The sequence below is a fragment of the Pseudomonas sp. NPDC099000 genome (assembly GCF_044759925.1).
Lineage (GTDB): Bacteria > Pseudomonadota > Gammaproteobacteria > Pseudomonadales > Pseudomonadaceae > Aquipseudomonas.
Genome location: NZ_JBIWAF010000021.1, coordinates 78,075 through 101,114, shown reverse-complemented (window position 1 = coordinate 101,114; position 23,040 = coordinate 78,075). Strand labels below are relative to the sequence as shown.

Here is a 23,040-nt window from a genome sequence, read left to right as displayed (position 1 = left end):
CGCCACAGTTACAACGGTTACCACTCACCTGTAGCAGCGGAAAAGCTGGCGGCGTGAGAACCGAAAAAAATGTCCAAAATTACTGGACCAGTTCAAGCCCGCTCCCACAGGGTTAAAGCGTCAATGTGCCGCTGATGCAGGTCACCACCGAACCGCCAATCCAGATCTCATCCCCCACCTGCTCCACCTGAATGCGTCCGGCGCGGCCCATTGTCAGGCCCTGGCTGACCACGTAGCACGGCGGCGCCAGACCTTCAGCAAGCAACCACTGCGCAATCCCGGCGTTCAGGCTTCCGGTGGCCGGATCTTCCGGCATGCCGTCGCCGGAGATGAACGCACGCACTTCAAACTGCGCATCATCGCCGTCGCGCTCGGGGTGCCATGGCGCGATCACGCCGACGGCCAGGCCCAGCATCTGTGAATGATCCGGTTGCAAATCCAGCACCTGCCGGCGGTCCTCGACCATCACCGCCAGCCAGCCAGCGCCATTATCGACCCACTGAGCCCGGACAATCGCCCCCGGCTCCAGTCGCAGCCCACGGCGCACGCGTTCGACTACGTCGGCGTCCACCGGCCCGGTCCTGATCAGTGGCGGTGCAAGAAAAGCCAGCTCCGCGCCTTGCCTGCGGACCCGCACCAGACCGACACCGCACTCCTGAATGATCTCCTCGCCCATGGGCACGCCACCGGCCTCAAGCCACGCATGGCAAGTGCCCAAGGTCGGGTGACCGGCGAACGGCAACTCGTTGAGGGTGGTGAAGATCCGTACCCGATAGTCGGCGCGAGGGTCGCGCGGTTCGAGGATGAACGTGGTTTCGCTGAGGTTGGTCCAGGTCGCGAACGCCGCCATGCGTTCATCGCTGAGCCTGTCTGCGCCGAACACGACCGCCAACGGATTGCCCTTGAGCGCAACCCGGCTGAAGACATCCACTTGTTTGAAATCGAATGAGCTCATTGCCTGCCTTGGTCTTGAGAGAGTCGAAGAGATTTACTTGGGAATTTCCAGCCCGCGTATCACCGCCGGCCGCGCCAGGAAGCGTTCCAGCACGCGTGTGACATTGGGGAAATCCTTGATGCCCACCAGATCGCCAGCCTCATAAAAGCCGATGAGGTTGCGCACCCACGGAAAGGTCGCGATGTCGGCGATGGTGTAGCGTTCGCCCATGACCCAGTCGCGTCCTTGCAGACGGCCATCCAGCACCTTCAGCAGGCGTTTGCTTTCGTCGACGTAACGGTCACGCGGACGTTTGTCCTCGTAGTCCTTGCCGGCGAATTTGTTGAAAAAACCGAGTTGGCCAAACATCGGCCCGATGCCGCCCATCTGGAACATCAACCACTGGATCGTCTCGTAACGCGCCGCCGATTCCTGCGCCAGCAACTGGCCACTCTTGTCGGCGAGGTAAATCAGGATCGCCCCGGATTCGAACAACGGCAGGGGTTTGTCATCAGGGCCGTGGGGGTCGAGGATCGCAGGGATCTTGTTGTTGGGGTTCAGCGACAGAAACGCGGGGGACATCTGATCGTTGGTGTCGAAGCCCACGCGATGGGGCTCGTAAGGCAGACCGATCTCTTCGAGCATGATCGACACCTTGACGCCATTGGGGGTCGGCAAGGAGTACAGCTGGATCCAGTCCGGGTAGTGGGCCGGCCATTTTTGGATAATCGGGAACGCGGACAGATCGGTCATGGGAAGCATCCACAGGGAAAAACAAGCGCTGATCATAATGGAGGAGCCGGGTCTTTTGCGTATCAATCTTGCTGATGAACAAGATCAAAACATTGCAGTCTTTGTGCGGCACCTCTACGTGTACCGTGTCCATAAATCCGCAACATCCTGTCGATAACCTCTGCTCCAACCCATGCAAGGTTACCGGTACGTTGCTGCGCACCCGCCGGAATCGAACCAAATGGGCGTCAGAGGACTCTGAGAACTGCCCTTTCGGAAACGGACCGGCCCAACGACATGGAAAACACCCGATGCTGGGAGCTCGTGGTGTAAAGGTTTGTCAGCCTTAACCGAATACGCTGAAGATCACCTATTAGATGATGAACCTTTTTAAATTTGCCAAACGCTTCAAGCAACGCGCGTATGTCGTCCTGCCCTCCCTGCTGGCGGTAAGCGCGTTGTTTTTGTCGCTGGAGTCCAGTGAAAGCCGCGCCCAACCGGCAGACGGCACCCAGACCCTGGTGTTCCTGCGTCACGCGGAAAAACCCGCAGGCGGCCTGGGTCAGCTCAACTGCCAGGGCCTGAACCGCGCCATCGACCTGGCCACCTTGTTGCCGGAAAAATTCGGCAAGGCCAATTACGTATTTGCCGCCAACCCGACACGTAATGTCGAGGAAGGCGAGCTGGACAATTCCTACAGCTACATCCGCCCGCTGATGACCATCAGCCCCAGCGCGATCAAGCTCGGCTTGCCGGTGAACATCAACTTCTCGGCCAACGACACCAGCGACCTGGCAGACGAATTGCTCCACGACAAATACCACAACTCGGTCATCTACACGGCCTGGTCCCACGGTTACCTGCCGGAGCTGATCAACAAGGTCGCGGGCGATGCGGTTGGCAAGAAACAGAAGATCACCGAAGACTGGGAGTCCAGCGACTACGACTCACTGTTTGTGCTCACGCTGACCTGGCATAACGGCAAGGCCAGTCTGCAGAGCCGTAGCTACAAGCAAGGGCTGGATAATGGGCGGGAGACGTGTCCGACATAAGCTGTCGAGACCCTTCCAGGCATTAAAGTTTATAGCGCCTGTTTGGGCCTCATCGCGGGCAAGCCCGCTCCCACAGGGATCTGTGGTGAACACAAACCCTGTGGAAGCGGGCTTGCCCGCGATGAGGCCGGCAAAAACAACATTACCCTCGCTGGGTAGCACGCTCGCGCAGGTACTCAAGAACAGCGCCCTTCTCCCCCGCAAACTCAATCCGCGCGCCCTTCTTCTCCCGCTGGAAGGCATACATCGGATCGTAATACTCACGCAGCAACCCTTCGATCCAGCCCCGGTGCAACTCCACCGCCCCGCTGTTCGCTTGCTCCGCCAGCGCGTCTTCCATCAAGATCAACATCCGCCGATGCCGTTCACCGCCCAGACGTTTGTGAACGTTGTTCAAGCTCTCCAGCAGGCGCTCGGAAAACAGCGCAAACCCTTCATCGCCGTGCACGCCGATGAATTCGGCACACAGGTCCACGACGTAATCGCGCAAGATCCGTTCGACCCGTCCTTCCAGGCTGTCTTCCAGCCAGACCATCGGAAACTGCTGCATGCCCTGAAACAGCGGCAAGGGTAACGCGCAACTGCCGATCGCGCGGCTTTCGTCTTCCAGCACAAACTGATCGATGCCGTGGGCGCGCTTCTTCAGCACGTCCACCGCCAGACGGTTTTCAAAGTCGATATTGGACGGTTGGACGGTGGCGCGTTTGCCGAAGCTGGAACCGCGATGATTGGCGTGGCCTTCGAGGTCCAGGCCGTTGCGCAGTTGCGTGAGCACCTCGGTCTTGCCGGTGCCGGTCATGCCGCCCAGCAACACGAAATCGCACTGGGTAACGGCCTGATCGACCGTGTCCAGCAAGAAGCTGCGCATGGCCTTGTAGCCGCCACCGACGCGCGGATAGTCGATGCCGGCCTCGTCCTTGAGCCACTGCTGGACGATCTGCGAACGCAAGCCGCCGCGAAAACAATATAAATAACCCTCGGGATGCGCCCGGGCAAAATCGGCCCAGGCCTGGATGCGTTCGGCCTTGATCTCGCCGGACACCAGTTGATGCCCCAGCGTAATCGCCGCTTGCTGACCGTGTTGCTTGTAGCAGGTGCCGACCCGTTGCCGCTCGTGGTCATTCATCAGCGGCAGATTGACCACACCGGGGAAAGCACCCTTGTGGAATTCGACCGGCGCGCGGGCATCCATCATCGGCCGGTCGTTGAGAAATAGGTCGCGGTAATCGGTGAAGTAGATTGACATCAAAACACCTCGACCGCGTGGGTCTGTCGCTCGACCAGTTCACCGATCGGCTCAAGGGTCAGGCCCAGTTCAGCGGCCACTTTGAGGAATTGCTCGTTGCCTTCAGGCGTGACCGCAACCAGCAGGCCACCGCTGGTCTGCGGATCGCACAGCACCCGTTTATGCAGTTCCTGCACGCGCCCGACCTTGCTGGCGTAGCTGTCGAAATTGCGCAGGGTGCCGCCCGGCACGCAGCCTTGATCGAGGTAATACTCGACGCCCGGCAGACGCGGCACACGGTTGTATTCGATGCGCGCGGTCACGTTGCTACCGTCGGCCATTTCCACCAGGTGCCCCAGCAGGCCGAAGCCGGTGACGTCGGTCATCGCCGTCACGCCGTCGAGCCTGCCGAAACGGCTGCCGGGTTTGTTCAGGGTACACATCCAGTCGCGGGCCAGGCCGATGTCGGCCGTGCGCAACTTGCCCTTCTTCTCGGCGGTGGTGAGGATGCCGATGCCCAGCGGTTTGGTCAGGTAAAGCAGGCAACCGGCGGTGGCGGTGTCGTTGCGCTTCATATGGCGCTTCTCAACCAGCCCGGTCACGGCCAGGCCGAAGATCGGCTCCGGGGCGTCGATGGAATGCCCACCGGCCAACGGAATGCCCGCCTCGTCACACACCGAGCGGCCGCCGCGAATCACTTCCCGGGCAATCTCCGGCGCCAGCACATTCACTGGCCAGCCGAGGATCGCAATCGCCATCAACGGATCTCCGCCCATGGCGTAGATATCGCTGATGGCATTGGTGGCAGCGATGCGGCCGAAATCGAACGGGTCGTCGACGATCGGCATAAAGAAGTCGGTGGTCGAGACCACGCCGCGCTCTTCGTCGATCGCGTACACCGCCGCGTCATCGCGCGAGGCGTTGCCGACCCAGAGCCTGGGGTCGAGGTTCTGCGCGCCACTGCCGGCCAGAATCACCTCCAGCACTTGCGGCGAAATTTTGCAGCCACACCCTGCCCCGTGGCTGTATTGGGTCAGACGAATCGGCTCGCTCATGGGAATACCTCGTGTAGACAATGGGGGCGAGTCTAGCATTGGCGTTCAATCTGAGGCGCAACACCACACGCCTTGTAGCAGCTGCCGAGCAGCGCCTTGTGGCGAGGGGATTTATCCCCGTTCGGCTGCGAAGCAGTCGCGAAATCAAGCAACGCGGTGTATCAGATAGACCGTGCGTTCAGGTTTTACGACTGCTTCGCAGCCGAACGGGGATAAATCCCCTCGCCACAAGGCAGATACAGAAACGTCAGGCCACGTAGCTGACCAAACCGACAATAAACCCCCTGATTTCGTTGATTTTTCATGGATTTGAAATAATTGGCATCTCTTGTGCAAACGTTTGCGAGTCGCTGATGCAGACGTTTTCGCGACATAACCGCGCAAGCCCGAAGAAACGGGCTTTTGATCCGCACGAAAAGGGACTTTTAATGCACCGCACGTCCAGCCGCGTGACTTGCTCGCGCACTCTTGCTGTTTCCTTGCTGCTGGCCAGCGTTACAGGACTACTCAGCAGCACCGTTTTGGCGCAACCCGCGCCCGCCGAAGAATCCGCCCAGGGCGAAACCTTGAGTCCCGAAGCCAGCCCGCCGAAAAAAGGCGTTTACCTGTCGGACTGGTTCAATCAGGACCTGACCGTCATCGGCAGCAAAGACATCAGTTTCGGCCCGCAACCGGCCGACGATATTTACCTGGAGTACGAATACTTCGGGCGCAAAGGGCCGTTCGAGTTGTACGGCTACATCGACATCCCGAAGATCTTCGACATCGGCAACAGTCACGACAAAGGCGTGTGGGACCACGGCTCGCCGGTGTTCATGGAGCATGAGCCGCGGATCTCCATCGACTACCTCACCGGCCGCAGCCTGGCCATCGGACCGTTCAAAGAATGGTACGTGGCGTTCGACTGGATCTACGATCACGGCAGCAACAGCGCCAACCGCGCCAATACGCTGTACAGCGGCTTGGGCACCGACATCGACACTCACTCGCGAGTCAACTTGTCGGCGAACTTCTACGGGCGTTATCAGTGGGAAAACTATGGCGCCAGCAACGAGTATTCGTGGGACGGCTACCGCGCCCAGCTCAAATACATCGTGCCTATCAGCAGTTTCAGCAACGGCGCGTCGCTGACCTACATCGGCTTTACCAACTTCGATTTCGGCTCGGACCTGCACAAGGACAACCCGGCCCGCACCGCCAACGCCACCGTCGCCACCAACGTGTTGCTGTACTCGTTCACGCACCTGCGTTTCACCCTGGTCGGCCGTTATTTCCACAACGGCGGCAACTGGGAGGATGGCAGCGAGTTGAATTTCGGCGACGGCGACTTCCGCGCTCGCTCCAATGGCTGGGGTTACTACGCCGGCATCGGTTATCAGTTCTGAGGCTTGATTGAACCTGGAGGTTTTATGAATGCAATGACGCGTATTTCCCTGACCTGTGCCGCCCTGCTCTCTTCCTCTGCCTGGGCGAGCGAAGCACCGATCCAGCCGAAAGTGCTGCTGATCACCATGTTTGCCCCCGAGGCGCAAAACTGGATCGATCGTCTGGAACTCAAGCAGGAAGTTCGAGTGCCGGGGCTGTCCGCCGAGTACCCGACCATTCGCTGCAACGCGGCGCAGGTGTGCCTGATGGTCACCGGCATGGGCCAGACCAACGCCGCGGCATCGACATTGGCCCTGGCCCTGTCGCCGAAATTCGACCTGCGTAAAAGCTACTTCCTGATCGCCGGGATTGCCGGCATCAGCCCGAAACACGGGACCATCGGCACCACCGCGTGGGCACATTATCTGGTGGAGTTCGGCACCCAGTGGGAACTGGATTCGCGAGACGCGCCGAAAGACTGGCCGACCGGGTACATCGGCATCAACACCCAAGGCCCGAACCAAAAACCGCCACTGGACTACAAGACCGAAGTGTTCGAGCTCAATCCGAAGTTGCAGGCCAAGGCTTTTGCCCTGACGCACAAAGTGGAACTGAGCGAGAGCAAGGAATCGGCGGCATGGCGCCTGAAGTACCCCTCGGCCCCGGCCAATCAGCCACCGGTGGTGACGCAGTGCGACACGTTGGCGGGCAACACGTGGTTTTCCGGGACGCGCTTGAGTGAGCGTGCCGAGGTCTGGACCAAGCTGTTGACCGACGACAAAGGCGAGTACTGCACGACGCAACAGGAAGACAACTCCACCTACGAAGCGTTGCTGCGGGCGAGTCGCGAGGGATTGGTGGATGTGCAACGCCTGGCGGTGGTGCGCGCGGGCTCCGATTTTGACCGACCGGCGCCGGGGCAAAGTGAAGTGGACAACCTGCTCAAGTACGCGGATCAGGGCGGGTTTGTGCCGGCGCTGGAAAATCTGTACCGGACGGGAAATCCGTTGGTGCAGGAGATCTTGAACAATTGGTCGGTGTGGGAGAACGGGGTTCCCGAGGTTTGATCTGACAATACAAAACCCTGTGGGAGCGGCGGTGCGACGATTCGACTTGCCCGCTCCCACAGGAGGTTTATGGCAACAAAATCACCTTGTCGCCAGCCCCTTGATTCACCTCCGCATACCGCTCCAACCCCTCCTCCAGCGGCGATTCAAACAATCCTTCCGGCAACGGCAACACCCCCTGATCAAAGAACTTGCCGAACTGATCCAGCATCGCCGCACACGCCTGCACGCCGTACAGCAACGAATTGATCCCCACCACCGAACCACCCTTGCGATACAACGCCAGCGCCGGCAATTGCACCATGCCGTCCACCGGTGCAGCGATGATCGCGATGCGGCCGAAGGCCGCCAGCGCCGGGACCGAGGCCGGTAGCCAGAAGCCGGTGGTGTCGAAAATCACGTCCGCGCCGCCGGCATACACCGCATTTACCTGCGCCCCCAGATCCTCCGGTTTATCCAGTTGCAGCGTCTGAAACCCCTGCGCCTGCAGATCCTTGACCTGCTCGGGCCGTCGCGCCGCCGCCAGTACTTGAGCGCCACGCACCTTGGCCAACGCCAGCGCGGCACTGCCGACCGCCCCGCCACCGATCACCAACAGCCGCGTTCCGGCCGTCACCAGACTGCGTTCCAGCGCATCCCACGCCGTGGTATATGGCACACCGAGGCTGGCGGCCTGGGCGAAGCTCAGATGGGTGGGTTTGAGCGCCACGCCATTGGCCGGCAGTTTGACGAATTGCGCATGGGAGCCGTCGGCGAAAAAACCCAGTTCACGACCGGTGCCCCAGACCTCCTGACCGATCAGTGCCTGCGGCCCTTCAACCACCACACCAGCGAAATCCCGACCGGGAATCCTCGGCAGGGTTGTGTAGGGAAACCGCCCCAGCACGTTCTTCACATCGCTGGGGTTGAGGCCGGCCGCCTTGATCTGCACCAGCACTTCATCGGCGCCGGGAACGGGGGTCGGGACATCGACATAACGCAGGGCCGAGAGGTCACCGGTCTGGTCGAATTGCAGTGCTTTCATGGGAGTTTCCATCGCATAAAGGAAGGGGTTTCAGGAGACCCAGCCAGCCACCAGTTGCCGCCCCATAGGCCACAACTTTTCGCCGGCGAGCATGCCCAGCAGGCCCACCAGGGCAATGGCCGGTGGAGCGGGAGAACGAAAATCCAGTGCGCCATAGAGCAGGCCGACGCCCAGACCGATGACCAGCGAGATGAGGTAGCTCATGGCAGACTCCGTGGGCAAACAAGGTATGCCTGAAGTCTAGAGAGCGGTGACGGCGTGCATCGGCCAAGTGCTTCTGAATATCGGCCAAAGCGCCGATGCGCGATGCAATGCAAACTGTGTAGCGGCGGAGCCCTGTGGGAGTGAGCCTGCTCGCGATAGCGGAGTGTCAGTCGACATTTGTGCTGCCTGATACACCGCTATCGCGAGCAGGCTCACTCCTACAAGGTTTTCGCTCGGCTATAGGTGTGCGTCATGGCTGGACGGGGTGTTGGCTCGCGCAGAACTGCGAAGGCGCGACACCCAGCGCCCGGCGGAACATGTCGCTGAAGCTGCTCGGCGAATAGCCCAGCTCCCGGGCAATTGTGCTGACCGGCACGCCTTGAATCAGCTCCGCCGCCGCCGTCGCCAGTTGCACCTGGCGCCGCCACTCAGCGAAGCCCATACCCAGGCCGTCCTTGAACAGCCGCGCCAGGGTGCGCACGCTGGCACCGGCATTTTCCGCGTGCTGCTCGAAGGGAATATCCAGCGAGGGCGCGGCCATGACCGCCTGACACAGGTTCATCAGGCGCCGGTCGGAATCATCCGGCAACGGGATTTTCAACAGCGAACGCCTGGCTCGCCTAAGCTCCAACAGCGCCAGGCCGACCAGCGCTTCGTAATACTCGGGCGCGCCATCATCGCCCTGCTCCACCAGCCCGACGATCAGCTCTCGCAGCAGCCCGCCGACTTCAATCACCTGAACACTGTCATCCAGCGTGGCCGCCAGTGAGGGCCGCAGGTAGATGTTGCGCATCTGCAGGTCCGAGACCACACGAATGCCGTGCGGCACGCCCGGTGGCAGCCACACCGCCCGTTGCGGCGGCACCACCAGTGCCTCATGGGGCGTTTCCACCCACATGACCCCGCTCATCGCGTACAGCAATTGGCCCCAGTCATGCTCATGGGGTTCGATGTACAAGCCGCGCGGGTAAGTGCGTGCCAGCGGTTGCACTGGCACATCGGTGTCACTAAGGTCTGGCGGGGCGGCAAGGGCCATGGGCAATGATCATTGGGGTTTTCAGGTCTTGCATGGTAACGGGCCACTCACCTTGTCGCCACCGGCGGCAGCCGTCTGACAATCCGAATGAATTTTCCTTTACCCAAACGATCCTTGTATTACCACAGGGAGGAATACGGGCTTTATGAACAACGCAAAACTTTTCGTCATTGAATACACCCTTCATGGCGCGCCAAAGTCTTTCATTATCCGCCTGGACAAAATGGACAACGCGGAGGCTTGGCACTGGGCCAGCTGTGATGCCGGGGTCGGACGAATCCCCCGCTTCGGCCGAGAGAAGGTGCAAAAAACCAGCAAGCCGCTGGCGGAAAAATTCGGCATCGAAAATGTGACGTGGCGACCGGCTGGCTAAGGATCAAAGGGAGGAACTACCAGACATAAAAAGTGGAGCCCGAGTGGCTCCACTTCCAATTGATGACCTATTTGGCGTGTGCGCACTTGCAGCCCTTGCTCGCACACTCCTCGCCATGTTCGTGGTGCTTGGCGCAGGCTTCACAGCAATAGTGTTTGCCGTGACGCGCTATCGGGTGTTCGCCCAGTTTGCAGGAGCATTTGGGGCAGTCGCAGATACTTTCACTGTCGATCATGAGTCTGACTCCATGGGTGTGGTCGTCGCGTGCGGCAAATGCGCACCTCACTACCAGTGTAGGAGCTACTCAATGGATCGGCGTTACTCGCTTCGGGTGCTGCTGCGATACATGAACAGCAACGCCAGCGCCAGGCACACCATCGCCAGCATCCGGCTGCTGGACAACTCGATCGCCGGGTTACCCAGCCAGCCGAAGTTGTCGATCAACATCCCCATGCCCAACTGCCAGACGATCACCGCCACGGTCGCCACCGCCGTGCCGACCCGCGGCACCGCGCCGACCATGACCATCATGTAGACCACGCCGAACAAGGCGCCGCTGAGTTGCCATTTCGGCACGTCCAGCAGGCTCACGGCATGGGCCGGTTCGAAAAACAGGATCAGCAACCCGGTCACCACCGCGCCTACTGCGAAGGTCAGCAGACTGCTGCGCAACACGCCGACGGTTTCGCCGAGACGCCCGTTGATCGCCGCCTGGATACTCAACACCGCACCGGCAGCCACCACCACGGCCAACAAAATAATCAGATTCATCATCAACCCCGAGCGATCAGAACAAGTGCCGCGACAATCAGCAGCAACGCCAGCCAGCGTTCACCGTTGACCTTTTTGCGGGTGGCACCGAACCAGCCGAAGTGGTCGATCAACACGCTTTTACCGACCTGCCCGGAGAGGATCGCGATCATCGTCATCGCGATCCCGATGTGCGGCGTGGCCAGGGTCAGCACCACCACGTAGATCGGCCCGAGGAAACCGCCGATCAGTTGCCAGCGCGGCAAGGTGCTCAATGCCGGACCTTGCTGCTTGCCGCTGAACAACAGCAGCAAAAACAGAATCGCCGAGCCGACGCCGAAGATGCTCAACGTCGCCCACAAATGCCCGACCTGCACCCCGAGCGGCCCGAGCAAACCGGCCTCCACGGAAAGGCCCATGCCGGCGAGGATCACCAGAGGCAGCAGCAACAGCCGCAGCCCTGGTTTGGCCGCTGGCGCTGTAGCGATGTCGATTGAAGAAGATTGCATAAGAAGAACCTGCCAGTCAGATGAATACGGCCCCTGTAGGAGCGAAGCTTGCTCGCGAAGGCGTCGTATCAGTCGACATTTTCCGCATCTGACACGCCGCCTTCGCGAGCAAGCTTCGCTCCTACAAGGGAGTCGTTGTGGCGGGCATTATCGGCTGGCGATCCTTTGCGATAAATGGGAGCATCCAGACAACACTTTTGCGCAACTCGCACAGCAGGTTCGACTATGCATGGCCTCAACGATCTGGGATTCAAGGCACTTCGGCTGTTTGTCGCGGTGCTCGACCATGGCAGCTTCTCCGAAGTCGCCCGCCGCGAAGGCCTGGCGCCCTCTTCGATTTCCCGGCAGATCCAGTTGATGGAACAGGCCTTGAACCAGCAATTGCTCTACCGCCACACGCGCGCCGTCACACCCACCGAAGCGGGACGCATGCTCGGCCATCATGCGCGGCTGGTGCTGGTGCAACTGGAGGAAGCCGAACAGGCCTTGCAGGAACAGCAAAGCGAACCCAGCGGGCTGGTGCGGATCAACGCGCCGGTGGTCTTCGGGCAACGGCATCTGACGCCATGGCTTGGGCGGTTGTGCGAGCGCTATCCGAAACTGCAACTGGATATCCAGCAAACCGACAGCTACGTCGACCCGTTGCAGGAAGGTGCCGATTTGCTGTTCCGCATCGGCCCGCTGCACGATTCGAGCATGCAGGCGCGGGTCCTCGCGCCCCATCGCTTTCAAATCGCCGCCAGCCCGGCCTACCTCAAACGCCATGGCACGCCGCACCATCCTGAAGAATTGGCGGCGCATCAGTGCCTGGCCTACAAGGGCGGAGCCGGTCAGCAACGCTGGTTTTTCCGCAAGGACCCGCAGGACTGGACGCCCTACTCCGTCAAAGGGCCGATCACTGGCAACCACGCCGACACGCTCACGCAAGCCGCCGAACAAGGCCTGGGACTGGTGATGTTTCCGTCGTGGCTGATTGGCGAGGCGGTGCGCAACGGTACGCTGGTGCCGGTGCTGGGGAAGTATCAGGTGTCCAACAGCCTCGAACCGCAGCAGATTGCGGTGCTGTGGCCGGGTAGCCGACGGTTGTCGGTGAAGGTACGCACGGTGATTGATTTCTTCGTCGAATGCTTTGGAACGGTGCCTTACTGGGACAGGCCCTGACTCCACATAACCTTGTGGGAGCGGGCTTGCTCGCGAAAGCGGTGTGTCACGTATACGAATTGTTTCCTGTAGGAGCCAGGCTTGCCGGCGAAGGCGCCCTCAAGAACGCCTTCGCCGGCAAGCCTGGCTCCTACAGTTGGGTAGACGCTGTCAGATGCGGAACTGGCCGACCAGTTTGCCCAGGCGCTGACCGAGGTCGGCGAGGCTGCGCGAGGTTTGGGCGCCGAGTTGGGTTTCGTCGGCGACGTTGTCCACCGCCACGGCGATCTGATGCACGCTGCGGTTGATCTCTTCGGCCACGGCGGTCTGCTCTTCAGCCGCACTGGCGATTTGCGCGTTCATCGAGTTGATGGTGCCGATCAGCTGGGCCATGGTGTCCAGCGATGCGCCGGCCTCATTGGCCTGGGCGGACGTGCCGTCACCCGCCTCACTGGAACGACGCATCGCTTCCACCGCCGATTGGGTCCCGGCCTGCAAGCGGTCGATCATGCCCTGGATTTCCTGGGTGCTGATCTGCGTGCGACTGGCCAGCGCCCGCACTTCGTCGGCCACCACCGCAAAACCACGACCCGCTTCACCGGCACGCGCGGCTTCAATGGCGGCGTTCAGCGCCAGCAAGTTGGTCTGTTCGGCAATCGAACGAATCACCCCCAGCACGCTGACAATCGACGACACGTCTTTTTGCAGGCTGTCGAGGGACACGCCGCTGCTGCGAATGTCGTCTACCAACGCATGGATCTTCACGATGCTGCCGGCCACCACACGCTTGGCGGCCTGGCCTTCTTCGTCGGTTTGCTGGGCAGCCACCGCCGCGTTTTGTGCGCTTTTCGCCACTTCCTGAGCCGCCGCCGACATTTCATTGATCGCCGTGGCGACCTGATCGGTCTCGTGGCGCTGACGCTCCATGGCCTGATCCGAACGCTGGGCCTGATCGGAGACCTGGTTCACCAGACCGGTCAGTTGCGACGTCATTTCGGTGATCTGGCGTACCAGGCTGTGGATCTTGTCGACGAAGCGGTTGAACGAGCCGGCCAGTTCGCCGAGTTCGTCCTGGCTGGTGATGGTCAGGCGACGGGTCAGGTCGCCCTCACCCGCCGCGATGTCATCGAGGTTGGCTTTCATCAGGTTCAGCGGACGCAGAATGGTGTTGGCCAACAGCATCCCGACCGCCGCGATCACCAGCAACATCACCACCGCAAGGCCGGCGATAGTCAGCACCACGCCTTCCATCCGTTCCTGCACCTTGGCTTCGACCAGCGCGACTTGTGCCTCGATACCGTCGAGGTTCACCGACGTACCGACCGCCATGTCCCACTTCGACAGGTATTCGGTGTAGCCCAGTTTCGGCACCAGCACTTGGGTGTTGCCGGGCAACGGCGAGCTGTATTGCAGGTAGTGAGTGCCGTCTTTGGCGACTTTGACCAGGTCGCGGTTGACGTAGACGCCGTTAGGATCGCGATTGTCCTTGAAGCTCTGGCCCACGCCGTCCGGGCTGTTGGCCTTGAACAGGCGCACGGTGTTGGAGTCGTAGCCGAAGAAGTAACCGTCCTTGCCGTAGGTGATGCTCGACAGCAGCTTGATCACGTGCGCCCGCGCCGCGTCATCGCCAGGGGCGGCCGCGTCGTAGAGCGGTTTGATCGTGGTCATGGCCACGGCCACGTAGCTTTGAAGGGTGGCCTTGGCATCGCTGAGCAGGCGCTGGCGGGTTTCCTCGACTTCCTTGTGGGCCTGCTCCTGCAGAATGAACAGCGTGGTCAGGCTGATGACCAGCGCAAAGAGCAACACCGGGAGGACGGCAAGGGACAGGACTTTAGCCTTCAGGCTCATGCGCATGACGGTTCACTCTTTTGGTTTTGTTGGCGTGGTTAAAGGCTTTAACGGCACGCCAACGAAAAACTGTAGGAGCCAGCGGCGCGGCGATCCGACTTGCCGGCGAAGGCGATTTTGAAGACGCCTTCGCCGGCAAGTCGGATCGCCGCACCGCTGGCTCCTACGAAAGTGAAATCAGAGGACCATCGCGGCGACCCAGCCGAACGCCAGCAGCGGCAGGTTGTAGTGCAGGAAGGTCGGGACCACGGTGTCCCAGATGTGGTGATGCTGGCCGTCGATGTTCAGGCCGGAGGTCGGGCCCAGCGTCGAGTCCGAGGCCGGCGAACCGGCGTCACCCAGGGCGCCGGCCGTGCCGACGATGCACACGATCGCAATCGGGCTGAACCCCAGCTGCACGCACAACGGCACGAAAATCACCGCCAGAATCGGCACGGTGGAAAACGATGAACCGATACCCATGGTCACCAACAGGCCCACCAACAACATCAACAACGCGCCAATGGCTTTGCTGTGGCCGATCCACGAGGCGGAGGTTTCGACCAGGGTTTGCACCTGCCCGGTGGCTTTGATCACTTCGCCAAACCCGGAAGCGGCGATCATGATGAAGCCAATCATCGCCATCATCTTCATGCCTTCGGTGAACAGGTCATCGGTGTCGCGCCACTTCACGATGCCCGACACCGAAAAGATCAGGAAACCCGTCAGCGCACCGATGATCATCGAGTCCAGAAGCAACTGAATAACGAACGCCGCCGCGATCGCGATGCCGGCGATCATCAGGCTGAGCGGGTTGTACTCCACCGCGACTTGCTCGACCTTCTCGATCTTTTCCAGATCGTAGACGCGTTTCTTGCGGTAGCTGATAAACGCTACCGCAAGGCCGACGACCATGCCCAGTGCCGGAATGCCCATGGCATGGGTGACGTTGATGCCGCTGATGTCTACGCCGCTGCGCGCAACGTTGGCCAGCAGGATTTCATTCAGGAAGATGTTGCCGAAGCCCACCGGCAGGAACATGTACGGCGTGATCAGGCCGAAGGTCATGACGCAGGCGATCAAGCGGCGATCCAGTTGCAACTTGGTCAGCACATATAAAAGCGGCGGCACCAGCAACGGAATAAAGGCGATATGTATCGGCAGAATGTTCTGCGAGGCGATGGCCACCACCCACAGCAAGCCGATCAGCAGCCACTTGACCTGACGGCCACCGCTGGCGTGTTGGCGATCCACCATCAGCAGGGCTTTGTCCGCCAGGGCATGGGCCAGGCCGGACTTGGCAATCGCCACGGCGAACGCGCCGAGCAAGGCGTAAGACAACGCGACCGTCGCCCCGCCGCCGAGACCGCTATTAAAGGCTTTCAGGGTGGCGTCGATGCCCAGGCCACCGGTCAAGCCACCCACCAGGGCGCCGACAATCAGCGCGATCACTACGTGCACGCGGGACAGGCTGAGGATCAGCATGACGCCGACTGCGGCTATTACAGCATTAATCATCGTTACCTCAAGGCAAGCGAAATGAGCTCAGCCGGCAGTCTGCGAAGAGCCGCCAGCGGATTGAAGAATGGGTTTTATTAGAGGGCGCGCACTGTGCCGCAGAGTCGGCCCGGTGTCAAAGCGCATAGGCCTGGTGGATGTGCCACGGGTGGTGATGAACCCTGTGGTGAGGGGGCTTGCCCCCGTTCGGCTGCGAAGCAGTCGCAAAACCTGACGATGTGGTGCGACTGACGGAATGCGGGGGGTCGCTTCGCAACCCAACGGGGGCAAGCCCCCTCGCCACAGGTAAGTGCTATTGCCACAAAATCAGGGGCGAGTCTTCGGATTAGCGGCATAAAGAAAGCAGAATTGCAGCCGTTACAGTGCAAAGTCTCAGATAAATATCGAATAAGGACGTCTCTCCATGTCGCTCAGACAACTTTCCATCCAATGGAAAATCACCCTGCTGGCCGGGCTTTGCCTGGCGGGCATCGTGACCCTGCTGGTGGGTCTTTCGCTGTATCGCATGGAGCACAGCTCCGAGATGGTGAAAGCCTCGAGCATGGAGATGCTGACCGAAGCCGCCCAGGCCCGGATCGAATCCCAGGGTGAAAACCAGGCGCTGGGGATTCGTCAGCAGTTCATGGACGCCTATCAATACGGCCACGGCTTTTCGCGTCAGGTGCTGTTCCTGCGCGACCAGGCGGAAAAGCGCTTTCTGGACGCCTTCGACCTGCGTGAAGACCTGACCCGCCAGGTCAAGTCGGCGCTGCAAGCCAACCCGGAATTGCTTGGCCTGTCGCTGGTGTTCGAAGCCAACGCGCTGGACGGCAAGGACGATCTGTTCGCCGGCCAGGCCGAGCTGGGCAGCAACGACAAGGGGCGTTTTGCGTTGTACTGGTCGCAACCGACGCCAGGCAAAGTGACCTCGATGGCGCTGCCGGAAAGCGACATGGCCGACACCAACGCCGGCCCCAGCGGCGAGCCGGCCAACGCCTGGTTCACTTGCCCGCGCACCACGCTCAAGCCGTGCGTGATCGAACCGTACTTCTATGTGATCGACGGCCAGAACGTGCTGATGACCAGCATCGTGTTCCCGCTGATGGTCAACGGCAAAGTCATTGCGTCGCTGTCGGTGGACATCAACCTCAACAGCCTGCAGGCCATGAGTCAGGGCGCGAGCAAAAAGCTCTACGACGGCCAGACCCGCGTCAGCATCATCAGCCCGGTCGGCTTGCTAGCCGGTTACAGCGCGGACGCCAGCAAACTCAGCCAGCGCCTGGACGCCGTGGATACGACCAACGGTGCCGAGCTGATTCGCATGCTCGCGGCCAGTAGCAAAACCGAGAGCCTGCACAGCAACCAGCAACTGAAAGTACTGTCGCCGTTCCAGCCGATCCCCGGCGGCAAATCCTGGGGCGTGTTGCTCGACGTGCCGGAAAAAGTCCTGGTCGGCCCCGCCGAAGCCCTGAAAAACCAACTCGATGACAGCAACCGAAGCGGCACCCTGGTCGAGCTCGGCCTCGGTGGGCTGGCCGCGTTGCTTGGCTTGCTGCTAGTGTGGCTGATGGCACGCAGCGTGACCCGGCCGATCCTCGGCGTGGCGCGCATGCTCGAAGACATCGCCAGCGGTGAAGGCGACCTGACCCGGCGTCTGGCTTACGACAAGCAGGACGAACTGGGCCAGTTGGCCGGCTGGTTCAACCGCTTCCTCGACAAGCTGCAACCGATCATCGCCGAAGTGAAACGCTCGGTGCAGGACGCCCGCAGCACTGCGGACCAATCCTCCGCCATCGCCACGCAGACCAGTGCCGGTATGGAGCAGCAATACCGTCAGGTCGATCAGGTTGCCACCGCGTCCCACGAAATGAGCGCCACCGCCCAGGACGTCGCCCGCAGCGCCGCGCAAGCCGCCCAGGCGGCGAAGGATGCCGATCAAGCGACTCGCCGGGGCCTGACCGTCATCGACCAGACCACCACCAGCATCGACAACCTCGCCGCCGACATGAGCACGGCCATGGTGCAAGTCGAAGGCCTGGCGGCCAACAGCGAGAAAATCGGTTCAGTGCTGGAAGTGATTCGCGCCATCGCCGAGCAGACCAACCTGCTGGCCCTCAACGCGGCCATTGAAGCGGCCCGTGCCGGTGAGGCCGGACGCGGTTTTGCGGTGGTCGCCGATGAAGTGCGCAACCTGGCGCGACGTACCCAGGAGTCAGTTGAAGAAACCCGTCTGGTGATCGAGCAATTACAGAGCGGCACGCAGGACGTGGTCGGCTCGATGAACAACAGCCATCGCCAGGCGCAAGGCAGCGTCGAGCAGGTGGGTCAAGCGGTGACGGCGCTGCGCCAGATTGGCGAGGCGGTGACGGTGATCAGCGACATGAACCTGCAAATTGCCTCTGCGGCCGAAGAGCAGAGCGCAGTGGCCGAGGAGATCAACAGCAACGTGGCGACGATCCGGGATGTGACGGAGTCGCTGTCGGGGCAGGCAAACGAGTCGGCGCGGGTGAGCCAGTCGCTCAATAGCCTGGCGAATCAGCAGCAGAGTTTGATGGATCAGTTCAGGGTCTAATGCCCACTGAAGATCCAATGTGGGAGCGAGCCATGTGGCGAGGGGGCTTGCCCCCGTTGGAGTGCGAAGCATTCCCAAAAATCTTCGATAGGTGTCTAGATTTTGGGGCTGCTACGCAACCCAACGGGGGCAAGCCCCCTCGCCACAAAGGCTCGCTCCCACAGGGGTGCTCAGCGTTTGGGCAATAGGATGGCTACTTTAAGGCCGCCCCACTCGCTCGCCTCCAACCTCATCACCCCGCCCCACGTGTCGACGATATCGCGCACAATCCCCAACCCCAACCCATGCCCATCCGTCTGTTCATCCAGCCGTGTCCCCCGACTGAACACCTGGGCACGCTGCTCTTCGGGAATCCCAGGGCCATCATCTTCCACACTTAACTCAAACCCCTCAGCCGTCTCGACCACGCTCAACTGAACCTCTGCATCCGCCCATTTGCAGGCGTTATCCAGCAGATTGCCCAGCAATTCGAGCAAGTCCTCGCGATCCCACGGCAGCTGCAAACCGGTCGGTGCGCGGTAGCTCAGGTTCAGGTGTTCGCCGTGAATCATGTTCAACGTCGCCAACAGCCCTGGCAGTTCCCCATCACAATCAAACAGCGCCCCCGGCAGCGCATCGCCGGACAAGCGAGCGCGATTGAGTTCGCGATTGAGCCGCTGCTGCACTTGCTCAAGCTGCGCCTTGAGGAGCTTGCGCAGTTCGGGATGCGCGTCGAGCTTCTCGCTGGAAGCCACGCTCAGCAACACCGCCAACGGCGTTTTCAGCGCATGCCCAAGGTTGCCCAGGGCGTTACGTGAACGCTTGAGGCTGTCTTCGGTATGGGCGAGCAAATGGTTGATTTGCGCCACCAGCGGCTCCAGTTCCACCGGCACCTGGTCATCGAGTTGCGAGCGCTGGCCCTGCTGCAGCTGGGCGATTTGCTCACGGGCCTTTTCCAGTGGACGCAAGGCGCGGCGCACGGTGATCCGTTGCAGCAGCAGAATCAGTAGCAACCCCGCCAGTCCCAGGCCCAGGCCGACTTGTTGCATGCGCCGGAAACTCTCGCGCACCGGCGTGTAGTCCTGCGCCACGCTGATCGAAATCGACTGTCCGAGCCGGCGATAGTCCGAACGCAGCACCAGCAATTGCTGGCCTTCCGGACCCAGTTGCAGGTTGCTGTGCAGGCCGGGATGGTCGAGTGGCGGCAGCTCCTGATCCCACAACGAGCGGGAGCGCCAATGCTTGTCGGCAAAATCGATACGGAAATAGTGCCCGGAAAACGGCCGTTGATAAGCCGGCGACAAGTGCCGCTCATCCAGTTGCAACCCCTGCGGCCCGCGCACCAACGCCACCAGCAGGTTTTCACTGTCGTTGCGCAAACCGTCTTCGAGGTAGCGCTGCAACCCCATTTCGAACAACCACAGACTGGTTTGCGCCAGCACCAGGCCGACGACCACCATCACGCTGATCAGCCCCAGACTCAAGCGGCGCTGAATCGACCTCACTGGGCTTGTCCGCCGAACAGGTAACCCTGGCCGCGACGGGTTTCGATCACGCTGCGCCCGAGCTTGCGCCGCAGGTGGTTGACGTGAACTTCGAGCACATTGGAGTCGCGCTCGGTTTCACCGTCGTAGAGGTGTTCGGCGAGGTGGCTTTTGGAAAGGATCTGCTCGGGGTGCAGCATGAAATAGCGCAACAGGCGAAATTCGGCGGCCGTCAGCTGGATGTCGGCGCCGTCGCGGGTCACGCACTGACGACCTTCATCCAGGTGCAGCCCCGCCGCTTTGAGCGTCGGCTGGTTGGCCTGACCGTGTGAGCGACGCAACAGCGCCTGAACCCGCAGGTGCAGCTCTTCGGGGTGGAACGGTTTGGTCAGGTAATCGTCGGCGCCGGCCTTGAGGCCTTCGATGCGCTCGGCCCAGGAGCCGCGCGCCGTGAGAATCAGCACCGGCGTGGCCAAACCACCGGCCCGCCATTGCGCCAACACCTCAAGCCCCGGCAGCCCCGGCAGGCCGAGGTCGAGGATGATCAGGTCATACGGTTCGCTGCTGCCCTGATACACCGCGTCGCGGCCATCGGCCAGCCAGTCCACGGCATACCCCTGCCGGTTGAGGCCGGCCATCAATTCGTCGGCCAGCGGCACGTGGTCTTCCACCAGAAGCAAACGCATCGATCAATCTTCCTTGTCTTTCAGTAAACGGCCAGTGGCGGCTTCGATGTCCAGTTCACGGACCACCCCTTCGGTGGTCAGCAGCTCGACTTCATAAATGTAGACGTCGTGTTTTTCTTCAAGCTCGGCTTCCAGCAGTTTGGACCCGGGATACAGGTCTAACGCCTGCTGCAAAAGCTGCTCCAGCGGCAGGATCACGCCTTGCTGGCGCAAGCGCAGGGCTTCGTCCTGATCGAGATCGCGGGCCATGACGACCGAGCAGAACGCCAAGAGCACCAGCGCCATGCGTGAAAATGAACACACCTTCATTACGTATCCTGATGATCCTTGAGAACCTGCCCGCTGACAGCGTCTAATTCCAGGTCCCACTCAATGCCTTGTGGGTCGCGCAGCTCAACCTGGTAGATGTACTTGCCGTACTCTTCTTCCAGCTCGGTTTCGGTGATTTTGGCACCGGGGTGTTTGGCCAGAGCGGTGGCGTTGAGCTTCTCGAAAGACACAATGGTACCAGCGTCGCGCAGCCGCAGGGCTTCATCGGGGCCCAAATCACGGGCTTGGGCGAGGCTGGCGGTCAGGGTGAGGATGGACGCGGTGAACAGGGCAGTCAGGATTTTCATGGGGTGTCTCCGTATTTTTTATGGGTGTTGCTTACTGGGTGCACCATAACGAGGCGAACTTAACTGAAACTGAATTGCCATCATTGGTAATGACAACGCGACATCACCGGCCTGCACAAAACCCTGTAGGAGCCAGGCTTGCCGGCGAAGGCGTCCTTGAAATTGCCTTCGCCGGCAAGCCTGGCTCCTACAGGGTTTGCATTCATCCAGAAGGTTTTGCATCACCCACCTGTTTATAATCCCCCGCTTGCCAGACATCGAGACCGGTATGACCGCCATCCACATCAAGTTCCCTTCCCTGACCCTCAAGGCTGGCCCGCGTGCCTTGGCGCGCATCCGTGAAAACGGTTTGAGCGCCGCCGATGTCGGTACGCTGCCGGGCGCCGCCGGTGGGCCGAAGGCGTTGGGGATTCAAGGTCTGGACCTGGCGTTGTTCGGCGAATGGCTGCCGGCTGCACCGCGGGAACGTTCGCTGATCGGGGCGTCGGTGGGTTCCTGGCGCTTCGCCAGCGCCTGTCTGCCGGATGCCGCTGAAGGCATCCGGCGCCTCGGTCACCTCTACACCGAGCAGAACTTCGACAAGGGCGTGACCATGGCGCAGATCAGCCAGAGCTCCCGGCGCATGCTCGATGAGCTGCTCGACGGTCGCGATGCGTCGATTCTGGACAACGCCCATTACCGCCTGAACATCATGGTGGTCAAAAGCCACGGCCTGCTCGCGGACGATCATCGCGGCCGTCTCGGGCTGGGCTTGTCGTCGGTGATCGCCGACAACCTGCGTGGTCGCGCGCGGCTGTCGCGGCACTTCGAACGGCTGATCATCCACGACCCGCGCCTGGCCCCGCCGGTCAATGCGCTCAACGATTTTCCGTCGCGCTTTGTTGCGCTGAATGCCGGTAACCTGCGTCAGGCCCTGCTCGCGTCGGGGTCGATCCCGATGGTGATGGAAGGCGTGCGCGATCTGCCGGGCGCAGGCGCGGGGACGTTCCGCGATGGCGGTCTGCTGGACTATCACCTCGACCTGCCCTACAGCGGCAACGACATCGTGCTGTATCCGCACTTCACTGACCGGGTCATTCCCGGCTGGTTCGACAAGACCCTGCCGTGGCGCCGAGCCTGCCCGGCGCGGTTGCAGGATGTTCTGCTGCTGGCGCCGTCGAAGGACTACCTGGCGCGCCTGCCCTACGGCAAGCTACCGGACCGCAACGACTTCAAGCGCTTCATGGGCGATGCCCCGAGCCGGCAGAAATACTGGCGTACAACGATGGACGAAAGCCGTCGACTGGGCGACGAGTTCCTCGAACTGACCGCCAATGGTCGCCTCGGCGAGCGCTTGCTGACCCTTTAGTCAGTGTTTTTCCCAGCGCTCTGGTAAACTCGCCGCCTGCCCACATCGCCGCGGCGATCGCCACCTGACAGAGCTGAAAATCACTGTGGAAATCTTCAAAGAGTTTACGTTCGAATCCGCCCACCGCCTGCCTCACGTCCCGGAAGGCCACAAATGCGGCCGCCTGCACGGCCACTCGTTCAAAGTGGCGATTCACTTGAGCGGCGACCTCGATCCGCACACTGGCTGGATCCGCGACTTCTCGGAAATCAAGGCGATCTTCAAGCCGCTCTACGAGCGCCTCGACCACAACTACCTGAACGACATTCCCGGCCTGGAAAACCCGACCAGCGAAGTGCTGGCCAAGTTCATCTGGAAGGAGCTGAAGCCCCTGCTGCCGGAACTCAGCGCGATCCGAATCCACGAGACGTGCACCAGTGGTTGCATCTATCACGGCGAGTAAACCGCTCTAAAGGACAATGCAAACCCCTGTGTGGGAGCCTTTGTGGTGAGGGGATTTATCCCCGTTGGGCTGCGAAGCGGCCCCCTGCATTCCGACAGTCACACCGAATTGTCAGGTTTTAC

23 protein-coding genes and 3 pseudogenes are annotated in these 23,040 nt (G+C 61.1%); 9 read left to right on the top strand and 17 right to left on the bottom strand.

All coding sequences use genetic code 11. The features are described 5' to 3' along the window. Positions 1-112: 112 nt before the first annotated feature. Both ACIQV9_RS21680 and ACIQV9_RS21675 read right to left on the bottom strand, forming a co-directional pair. Positions 113-955: a PhzF family phenazine biosynthesis protein gene (locus ACIQV9_RS21680; RefSeq protein ID WP_403105674.1), complete on the bottom strand. Its 843-nt coding sequence runs from the start codon at positions 953-955 to the stop codon at positions 113-115. Positions 956-988: 33 nt separating this feature from the next. Further along, on the bottom strand, positions 989-1,687 hold the full coding sequence (locus ACIQV9_RS21675; RefSeq protein WP_403105672.1) for a glutathione binding-like protein: 699 nt from the start codon (positions 1,685-1,687) through the stop codon (positions 989-991). Between the two features lie 356 nt (positions 1,688-2,043). Between ACIQV9_RS21675 and ACIQV9_RS21670 the strand changes: the two genes are divergently transcribed. Then, complete coding sequence (locus ACIQV9_RS21670; protein ID WP_403105669.1) at positions 2,044-2,718, top strand: histidine phosphatase family protein; 675 nt, start codon at positions 2,044-2,046, stop codon at positions 2,716-2,718. Between the two features lie 142 nt (positions 2,719-2,860). Here the strand turns inward: ACIQV9_RS21670 and mnmH are convergent, their stop codons facing one another. Together mnmH and selD are read right to left on the bottom strand one after the other, a co-directional pair. After that, a complete protein-coding gene (gene mnmH / locus ACIQV9_RS21665; RefSeq protein ID WP_403105666.1) occupies positions 2,861-3,964 on the bottom strand; it encodes a tRNA 2-selenouridine(34) synthase MnmH in 1,104 nt (367 codons plus the stop codon). Next, a complete protein-coding gene (selD, locus tag ACIQV9_RS21660; protein WP_403105663.1) occupies positions 3,964-4,998 on the bottom strand; it encodes a selenide, water dikinase SelD in 1,035 nt (344 codons plus the stop codon). Before selD ends, mnmH begins: the two co-directional genes overlap by 1 nt. Positions 4,999-5,426: 428 nt before the next feature. Between selD and ACIQV9_RS21655 the strand changes: the two genes are divergently transcribed. Both ACIQV9_RS21655 and ACIQV9_RS21650 read left to right on the top strand, forming a co-directional pair. Continuing rightward, the gene (locus tag ACIQV9_RS21655) at positions 5,427-6,383 is read left to right on the top strand and encodes a nucleoside-specific channel-forming protein Tsx (protein WP_403105660.1); all 957 of its coding nucleotides are present in this window, start codon (positions 5,427-5,429) and stop codon (positions 6,381-6,383) included. Between the two features lie 24 nt (positions 6,384-6,407). Continuing rightward, complete coding sequence (locus ACIQV9_RS21650) at positions 6,408-7,430, top strand: purine-nucleoside phosphorylase (RefSeq protein WP_403105657.1); 1,023 nt, start codon at positions 6,408-6,410, stop codon at positions 7,428-7,430. 67 nt (positions 7,431-7,497) lie between these two features. Here the strand turns inward: ACIQV9_RS21650 and ACIQV9_RS21645 are convergent, their stop codons facing one another. The 3 genes from ACIQV9_RS21645 to ACIQV9_RS21635 all read right to left on the bottom strand — a co-directional run bounded on the left by ACIQV9_RS21645 (position 7,498) and on the right by ACIQV9_RS21635 (position 9,694). Next, positions 7,498-8,454: a zinc-binding alcohol dehydrogenase family protein gene (locus ACIQV9_RS21645; protein WP_403105654.1), complete on the bottom strand. Its 957-nt coding sequence runs from the start codon at positions 8,452-8,454 to the stop codon at positions 7,498-7,500. Between the two features lie 30 nt (positions 8,455-8,484). Next, entirely contained in the window at positions 8,485-8,658 is a 174-nt protein-coding gene (locus tag ACIQV9_RS21640) for a DUF1427 family protein (protein ID WP_010458583.1), read from the bottom strand. A 250-nt stretch (positions 8,659-8,908) separates the two neighbouring features. Then, the gene (locus ACIQV9_RS21635; protein WP_403105650.1) at positions 8,909-9,694 is read right to left on the bottom strand and encodes an AraC family transcriptional regulator; all 786 of its coding nucleotides are present in this window, start codon (positions 9,692-9,694) and stop codon (positions 8,909-8,911) included. A 145-nt stretch (positions 9,695-9,839) separates the two neighbouring features. On the opposite strand from ACIQV9_RS21635, the gene ACIQV9_RS21630 reads away from it, so the two are divergent. Continuing rightward, positions 9,840-10,067 (top strand): DUF6555 family protein, encoded by a 228-nt coding sequence (locus tag ACIQV9_RS21630; RefSeq protein ID WP_010458578.1) that lies wholly within the window; start codon positions 9,840-9,842, stop codon positions 10,065-10,067. 67 nt (positions 10,068-10,134) lie between these two features. Here the strand turns inward: ACIQV9_RS21630 and ACIQV9_RS21625 are convergent, their stop codons facing one another. The 3 genes from ACIQV9_RS21625 to ACIQV9_RS21615 all read right to left on the bottom strand — a co-directional run bounded on the left by ACIQV9_RS21625 (position 10,135) and on the right by ACIQV9_RS21615 (position 11,326). Beyond that, the gene (locus ACIQV9_RS21625; RefSeq protein ID WP_150766720.1) at positions 10,135-10,302 is read right to left on the bottom strand and encodes a metallothionein; all 168 of its coding nucleotides are present in this window, start codon (positions 10,300-10,302) and stop codon (positions 10,135-10,137) included. 83 nt (positions 10,303-10,385) lie between these two features. Then, a complete protein-coding gene (locus ACIQV9_RS21620; protein ID WP_403105646.1) occupies positions 10,386-10,841 on the bottom strand; it encodes a DMT family transporter in 456 nt (151 codons plus the stop codon). Beyond that, entirely contained in the window at positions 10,841-11,326 is a 486-nt protein-coding gene (locus tag ACIQV9_RS21615) for a DMT family transporter (RefSeq protein WP_403105643.1), read from the bottom strand. Before ACIQV9_RS21615 ends, ACIQV9_RS21620 begins: the two co-directional genes overlap by 1 nt. Before the next feature lie 225 nt (positions 11,327-11,551). Between ACIQV9_RS21615 and ACIQV9_RS21610 the strand changes: the two genes are divergently transcribed. After that, a complete protein-coding gene (locus tag ACIQV9_RS21610; RefSeq protein ID WP_403105640.1) occupies positions 11,552-12,487 on the top strand; it encodes a LysR family transcriptional regulator in 936 nt (311 codons plus the stop codon). 150 nt (positions 12,488-12,637) lie between these two features. Here the strand turns inward: ACIQV9_RS21610 and ACIQV9_RS21605 are convergent. From ACIQV9_RS21605 to ACIQV9_RS21595, 3 genes and pseudogenes are all read right to left on the bottom strand, one after another. Beyond that, positions 12,638-13,225 (bottom strand): annotated as a pseudogene (locus ACIQV9_RS21605) (methyl-accepting chemotaxis protein); the annotation flags it as partial. Positions 13,226-13,543: 318 nt separating this feature from the next. Further along, a pseudogene (locus ACIQV9_RS21600) lies at positions 13,544-14,314 on the bottom strand (cache domain-containing protein); the annotation flags it as partial. Between the two features lie 177 nt (positions 14,315-14,491). Beyond that, positions 14,492-15,808, bottom strand: a complete 1,317-nt coding sequence (locus ACIQV9_RS21595; protein WP_403105690.1) for a Na+/H+ antiporter family protein — start codon at positions 15,806-15,808, stop codon at positions 14,492-14,494. 406 nt (positions 15,809-16,214) lie between these two features. On the opposite strand from ACIQV9_RS21595, the pseudogene ACIQV9_RS21590 reads away from it, so the two are divergent. Further along, positions 16,215-17,504: pseudogene (locus tag ACIQV9_RS21590) on the top strand (HAMP domain-containing protein); the annotation flags it as partial. A gap of 102 nt (positions 17,505-17,606) precedes the next feature. Next, positions 17,607-18,362 carry a methyl-accepting chemotaxis protein gene (locus ACIQV9_RS21585; RefSeq protein WP_403105687.1) on the top strand — a complete coding sequence of 252 codons (756 nt, stop codon included), beginning with the start codon at positions 17,607-17,609 and terminating at the stop codon, positions 18,360-18,362. Positions 18,363-18,532: 170 nt separating this feature from the next. Here ACIQV9_RS21585 and ACIQV9_RS21580 read toward each other — a convergent pair whose 3' ends face one another. From ACIQV9_RS21580 to ACIQV9_RS21565, 4 genes are read right to left on the bottom strand one after another with little or no spacing between them, the layout of a single operon-like run. Continuing rightward, positions 18,533-19,846, bottom strand: coding sequence for a sensor histidine kinase (locus ACIQV9_RS21580; protein ID WP_403105637.1), 1,314 nt, complete (start codon positions 19,844-19,846; stop codon positions 18,533-18,535). Continuing rightward, a complete protein-coding gene (locus ACIQV9_RS21575; RefSeq protein WP_109633283.1) occupies positions 19,843-20,511 on the bottom strand; it encodes a response regulator transcription factor in 669 nt (222 codons plus the stop codon). Before ACIQV9_RS21575 ends, ACIQV9_RS21580 begins: the two co-directional genes overlap by 4 nt. A gap of 3 nt (positions 20,512-20,514) precedes the next feature. Continuing rightward, positions 20,515-20,820 (bottom strand): PepSY domain-containing protein, encoded by a 306-nt coding sequence (locus tag ACIQV9_RS21570; protein ID WP_403105633.1) that lies wholly within the window; start codon positions 20,818-20,820, stop codon positions 20,515-20,517. Continuing rightward, positions 20,820-21,128, bottom strand: a complete 309-nt coding sequence (locus tag ACIQV9_RS21565) for a PepSY domain-containing protein (protein WP_403105630.1) — start codon at positions 21,126-21,128, stop codon at positions 20,820-20,822. Before ACIQV9_RS21565 ends, ACIQV9_RS21570 begins: the two co-directional genes overlap by 1 nt. A 268-nt stretch (positions 21,129-21,396) precedes the next feature. Between ACIQV9_RS21565 and ACIQV9_RS21560 the strand changes: the two genes are divergently transcribed. Together ACIQV9_RS21560 and queD are read left to right on the top strand one after the other, a co-directional pair. Further along, entirely contained in the window at positions 21,397-22,476 is a 1,080-nt protein-coding gene (locus ACIQV9_RS21560; protein WP_403105627.1) for a patatin-like phospholipase family protein, read from the top strand. 85 nt (positions 22,477-22,561) lie between these two features. Beyond that, complete coding sequence (queD, locus tag ACIQV9_RS21555; RefSeq protein WP_008152165.1) at positions 22,562-22,918, top strand: 6-carboxytetrahydropterin synthase QueD; 357 nt, start codon at positions 22,562-22,564, stop codon at positions 22,916-22,918. The last annotated feature ends 122 nt before the right edge of the window (positions 22,919-23,040 follow it).